Raw genomic sequence first — 5441 nt, 5'->3', positions numbered from 1 at the left:
GCGAACGGGCTTGCGATCGGCGGGGTTGAAATGATCCAGCTCGTCGTACACGTCGGGCACATGGGGGATCAGCTTGCCGCCGCTGACCACGTTCAGCAACTGCATCCCTCGACAAATGCCCAAGACCGGGATCCCTTGCGCCAGCGCGGCTGCCGCCAAGGCCATCTCAAAGCGATCCCGCTCGGCGCTGACGTGACGCACCTGGGGATGTTGGGGATCCTCTCCGTAGGTGCTGGGGCAAAGGTCGCCGCCTCCTGTCAACACCAGCCCATCTACCGCAGCCAGCAGCGCTTGTGGCTCACTTTCGCCTGGGGGAAAAAGAACGGGGATCCCTCCGGCAGCGCGAAGGGCATCCACATAGCGGCCCGGCGCCACAAAATCTCCCTGGCCGTTGCGGCTGGGGGTAGTAACGCCGATGAGGGGCCGATTTACAAAAGAGGGTGTCCGGTTCATTCCTCTACATTACATTGACAACAAAGCTGAGAAAGTACCGCCCGCCACCATAAACCTTGACAACTCTGGCTGACTGGGGGCAACCGGTATACCCCCTGTCCTAACTTCCACCACGATAACCGTAAAAGTAGCCGGAAGCACACTAGGCAAATCCAGAGCCGCCCACAGTAAAACAGGGTAGGGTTCGAGGGATCCCGACGTGCGTTTTGATACTTATGACCCAGGTGAAGGTTTTTACGATGAGCTGTTTGTGGGGCGCGGTCGGCCTCGCCCTGAGGCGATCCCGCTGATTGAGCGCCTGCATTCGCTGGGAGAAGGAGAGCTGCAGCAGCGGCAAGCGGCGGCCCAGGCAGCCCTCTTTCAGATGGGGGTAACCTTCAACGTCTATGGCGACAGCCAGGGCACGGAGCGGATTTTCCCCTTCGACATCATTCCCCGCATCGTCTCAGCTTCTGAGTGGCAGCGGCTGGAGCAGGGTCTGAAGCAGCGCATCCATGCCCTGAACCTGTTTATCGACGACGTCTATCACGACCAGAAGATCCTCAAGGATGGGGTGATCCCTGCTGAGCTGGTCGAGACGGCCAAAGGATTCCTGCGGCCTTGTATTGGGCTCAACCCGCCGGGGAGAATTTGGTGCCACGTCACCGGCACCGACCTGGTGCGGGATCGGGACGGGACTTGGTACGTGCTGGAAGACAACCTGCGCTGCCCCTCGGGCATTTCCTATGTGCTGGAAAACCGGCGGGTGATGAAAAGCACCTTTCCCTCGCTGTTTAACACGATGGGGATCCGCCCGGTGGACGACTACCCCAGCCACTTGTTGGATACCCTCCTCAATCTGACGCCGCCGCACCTGGCCAACCCGACAGTGGTGGTGCTCACCCCCGGCATCTACAACTCCGCCTACTTCGAGCATTCTTTTCTGGCCCAGCAGATGGGGGTGGAGCTGGTGGAAGGACGGGATTTGGTGGTGGCCGATGGCTATTTGCAGATGCGCACCACCAAGGGCCTGCAACGGGTGGATGTAATCTACCGCCGCATCGACGATGACTTCATCGATCCGCTGGTCTTTCGCCCCGATTCCCTCTTGGGGGTACCCGGCCTGTTTGAGGTCTATCGCTCGGGTCGGCTGGCAATTGCCAATGCCTTGGGGACAGGAGTGGCAGACGATAAGGTCATCTACGCCTATGTGCCCCAGATGATCCGCTACTACCTGGGAGAAGAAGCGATTTTGCCCAATGTGCCCACCTACTTGTGTTGGGATCCCAAGGATCAAGCTTATGTGCTGGAGAACCTGGACAAGTTGGTGGTGAAGGCGGCCAATGAGTCGGGCGGTTACGGCATGCTGATGGGACCGCGGGCCACACCGGAGGAGCGGGCCGCTTTTGCCGAGAAAATCCGCGCCCAGCCCCGCAACTACATCGCCCAGCCCGTCGTGTGTCTTTCCCGCGTGCCCACCCTCGTGGATTGGGGAGAGGGGCTGAGGCTGGAGCCCTGCCATGTGGATCTGCGGCCCTACATTCTCTACGGCAAAGAGATCTACGTTCATCCCGGCGGCCTAACCCGCGTAGCCCTCAAAAAGGGATCCCTAGTGGTCAACTCCTCCCAAGGGGGCGGCAGCAAAGATACCTGGGTGCTCTGCGGGGATCCCCGCTGCTGAGGGGTAGGCTTAGGCCGGAGCAGCAGGGCCCGGCCATCTGGCGAAACGACGGGCGTGTTGCAGCGCCAAATCCACATAGTGCTCGGCGTGGCGGCGCAACTGCTCCACCTCTTGGTCTGTCAGGGTGCGGATGACCTTGGCCGGGATCCCGACTGCCAAAGAGCGGGGCGGCAGCGAGCGGGTGACCACCGCTCCAGCCCCGACCATGCTGCCCGCCCCGATGGTGACTCTGTTGAGGATGACGGCCCCAATCCCCACCAGGGATCCCGCCTCGATGTGGGCGCTGTGGATGACGGCCCGATGGCCGACGGTGACCTCCTCGCCGATGCAGGTCGGCTGCTCCGGATCCCCGTGCAGGATCGCCCCGTCTTGAATGTTGCTGCGGCGGCCAATCACAATCGGTGACAGATCCCCTCGCAAAATGGCCCCGTACCAGATGCTCACCCCTTCCGAGAGCTGCACATCACCAATCAGCGTGGCATTGGCGGCCACAAAGGCTGCCTGGTCGATCCCTCGCGGCTGCTGCTCCAACCCCACTCTCCAACCAGCAACAACTTCCATCAATCCTACCGCCAGTAACGGTGCGGCAATTCCCGGCTTCCCCAGTGCTCTGCACCGCCTTTGCCCCGGCAGCTGACCAGATGCAAGCATACAACAGCCGTGAAAGAGATTAACCCCCCTCTCCCTTTGGGAGAGGGGCCGGGGGTGAGGGCTATCCCTTTGGGAGAGGGGCTGGGGGTGAGGGGTTTCGGCTAAGCTTGGCGCTGCAGGAGCAGAGGGGGGTCAGCCGTCTGCAAAGGGCGAATGGCAAAGAAACTTTCGTAGATGCAATCGCCAACGTAATTCATTTGCAATTGCAACTTGTCGAGAAATTCGTGTAAGCCCTGCTCCATAATATCGTCAATGGTGAGATAATCCAGCTCAGAGCGCAGCCGTCCCAAAGTCCGCTCACTGGGATCCCGCCAAGTATCAGCAGGGGTTCCAGTAATCTGGTGTAGGGAGCGATCGGCGTGAATGAGACAAAACTGAATGGAGCGGGGAAATTGCCGATCCAAAATCAGGAAAGAGGCCACCTCTCTAGGGTTAATGCGGTGTTGGCGGCTGTATTTTCGATACATTTCATAAGCGCTGGCCGACTTTAGGAGAGCAATCCACTGCAATTCATCCAGGGGCGTGCCCACATCCTGTACAGAAGGCAGCAAAATAAAATACTTAACATCCAGAATGCGAGCCGTTTTGTCGGCCCGTTCCAAAAGGCGGCCGATTTGTCCAAAGTGCCACCCCTCCCCGTGGGTCATGGTGGCATCCATCACCCCAGCAAAGAGATGGCTGGCCAGCTTGACTTCCGTGAAGAAATCGTGGAGCTGGCTCAGATGCGGCCACTGTTGAGCAGCTTCCTTCACCATTAAGTAGAAGCGATTCACCCGCTCCCACATTTCCGAAGAAATGATCTCCCGCACAGAGCGGGCATTTTCCCGTGCCAGCCGCAAGCAGGAAAAAATCGAGTTGGGATAATCCCTATCAAAAGCCAGAAACTGGATCACCGTTTCCTGGGTCGCCTGGCCGTAGCGCTGGTAAAACAGCTCCTGATCCCCAGTGGTGAAGATGATGGGATCCCATTGCTGAGCTGTGCCACTAGGTGAGTCGAGGATGAGGTTTAGGTTGACATCGATAAAACGGGCAATGTTCTCGGCCCGCTCCACGTAGCGGTTGAGCCAGTAGATGGAATCGGCCACGCGACTCAACATGGTGTTGCCTCCTCTGTTGTCCTCAACCCCAACAGACGGAGCAGCCGCCGCAGCTCCACCAGCAGCACTCCTGCCACGCCGGTCAGGATCCAGCCCAGCCAGTCCGCCGCCGTGCCCAAGTAGCGCACCTCCACGCGGTGCTCCCCCGGCGGGATCCGCACTTGCAGCAGCCCTGGCTCGTTGTATTCAGCAGCTCTGAACCGTCCATCAATTTGTACCCGCCAGGCGGGGTAGTAAAACGTGCGCAAGACTACAGCTTGCTCCTGACCGGCGGGGTTAAGCGCCCGAAAGCGACGGTAGCCGTAGCGCCACTCTTCCGCCTGGAGCCGCGCCGCCGGATCCTCTACCTCGCCTTGCCACTGCAGCAGCGGATCCACCTGTGGGGGCGGCATGGGCAGCGTCGCCTGGCGGGGCCGGTATTCCAGCGCATCCACCAGCGCCAGCCCATCGGGAAAGCGCCAGTGCATGTGCAAGAAAGCAATGCCCGGCCGCTCTTGGGGCTCGTTGGGGAACTGCTTGGCTGCAGCGAGTTCTTGAAAAGTTTGGACAAGCGGCGGATCAAAGCCGGCTTTGGACACCAGTTGCAAGCCCTGCCAGGTTTGGACTGCCATGGCCAGGCCAAGCCCCACCAGCAAAGGGAGCCGCCAGCGCTTGTGCCCCCATCCCCACCCAGCTAGAGATCCCACTAGCCAAGGCACGGTTACCGCCGTCACCGCCATCCAGCGCCAGGAGAACTGAATCCGCCGCAGGGGCAAAACCCACTCGTAGAGCCAAGCCAGCAGATCCGTCATCATCAGCAGCGCCACCAGGCTGGCTCCCAGGCTGTAGAGCAGGGTGGCTCTGGCAAGAGATTCGGCAGCGCCACTTTCCTGGCAGGAGAAACTCCTCCCCGACCGGCGGGCCAGCCATTCTAGAAAAACCAGGATCCCAACCCCTCCCAGAACCGCCGCCATCCAAACCCAGTACCCCACCAGGTTGCTCTCAAACCAGTGCTCTGTCCAGCGCGGCTGCAGCTGCATGAGCCCGCTCACCATCAGACGATGGTGGGGCGTATACTCGTCGGCAAAGTTGACAAAATCCACCTGGACATGCCGCTGATCCCAAAAGGCCGGCAGCAGATAAAACGCCGTCCACCCCAGCCCCAGCCCAAACCCCAGGTAGCAGCGCCCCACCCTGGGCCAGAAGGGATCCCTTCCCCCCACCACCCAAGGCAGAGGCAGCCAAATCAGGGTCAACACCAGCAAGGTGGGCAGGTGGGACAGCGCCAGCAGGCCATAGCTCAGGGCCAAAGCCGCAACCGGCCAGATGGACTGGAGCCGGCAGATCGTCTGCAGCGAGGCCCAGAAAATCCAGGGGGAGACGGCAATGGCCCACACTTCCCCTATAGCTCCCCGTTGGTAGATATCCACCAGCCAGTAGGGGCCGGCCATGCTCAGCAGGGCCAAGACCAACGCCAAAGCCCAAGGAAGCCCCTGCCGCAGCAGAAGGTACAGCCCCAGCCCCAAGACCGCCATCGCTAGGCCCATGCTGGCCACCAAAGAGCCGAGCATGTCCAGCCCCAGGGCTCGAAAGGGCAAAGT

General features: G+C 60.6%; 5 protein-coding genes. 1 reads left to right on the top strand and 4 read right to left on the bottom strand.

The annotated features are described in order from the left end of the window. The coding region (locus NW835_RS11510; protein WP_414415345.1) for a gamma-glutamyl-gamma-aminobutyrate hydrolase family protein at positions 1-453 on the bottom strand (453 nt) is incomplete at its 3' end. 199 nt (positions 454-652) lie between these two features. On the opposite strand from NW835_RS11510, the gene NW835_RS11505 reads away from it, so the two are divergent. Further along, entirely contained in the window at positions 653-2113 is a 1461-nt protein-coding gene (locus NW835_RS11505) for a circularly permuted type 2 ATP-grasp protein (RefSeq protein ID WP_414335409.1), read from the top strand. Positions 2114-2122: 9 nt separating this feature from the next. On the opposite strand, the gene NW835_RS11500 is transcribed toward NW835_RS11505, so the two are convergent. The 3 genes from NW835_RS11500 to NW835_RS11490 form a co-directional block, all read right to left on the bottom strand. Continuing rightward, a complete protein-coding gene (locus tag NW835_RS11500) occupies positions 2123-2674 on the bottom strand; it encodes a gamma carbonic anhydrase family protein (RefSeq protein WP_414347985.1) in 552 nt (183 codons plus the stop codon). Positions 2675-2865: 191 nt separating this feature from the next. Next, the gene (locus NW835_RS11495; protein ID WP_414376365.1) at positions 2866-3861 is read right to left on the bottom strand and encodes an alpha-E domain-containing protein; all 996 of its coding nucleotides are present in this window, start codon (positions 3859-3861) and stop codon (positions 2866-2868) included. Next, positions 3855-5441 (bottom strand): hypothetical protein (locus NW835_RS11490; protein ID WP_414415344.1); only part of this gene is annotated, 1587 nt, incomplete at its 5' end. The genes NW835_RS11490 and NW835_RS11495, both read right to left, overlap by 7 nt.

Origin of the sequence: Synechococcus sp. OH2 (assembly GCF_047462155.1) — a bacterium.
GTDB lineage: Bacteria > Cyanobacteriota > Cyanobacteriia > Thermostichales > Thermostichaceae > Thermostichus.
This window is presented reverse-complemented; position numbering and strand designations above follow the sequence as displayed.

What these genes read in the sequence shown, in the direction of transcription:
- NW835_RS11500 (WP_414347985.1), bottom strand. Translation starts at nt 2,674, where the DNA reads ATGGAAGTTGTTGCTGGTTGGAGAGTGGGGTTGGAGCAGCAGCCGCGA.
- NW835_RS11495 (WP_414376365.1), bottom strand. Translation starts at nt 3,861, where the DNA reads ATGTTGAGTCGCGTGGCCGATTCCATCTACTGGCTCAACCGCTACGTG.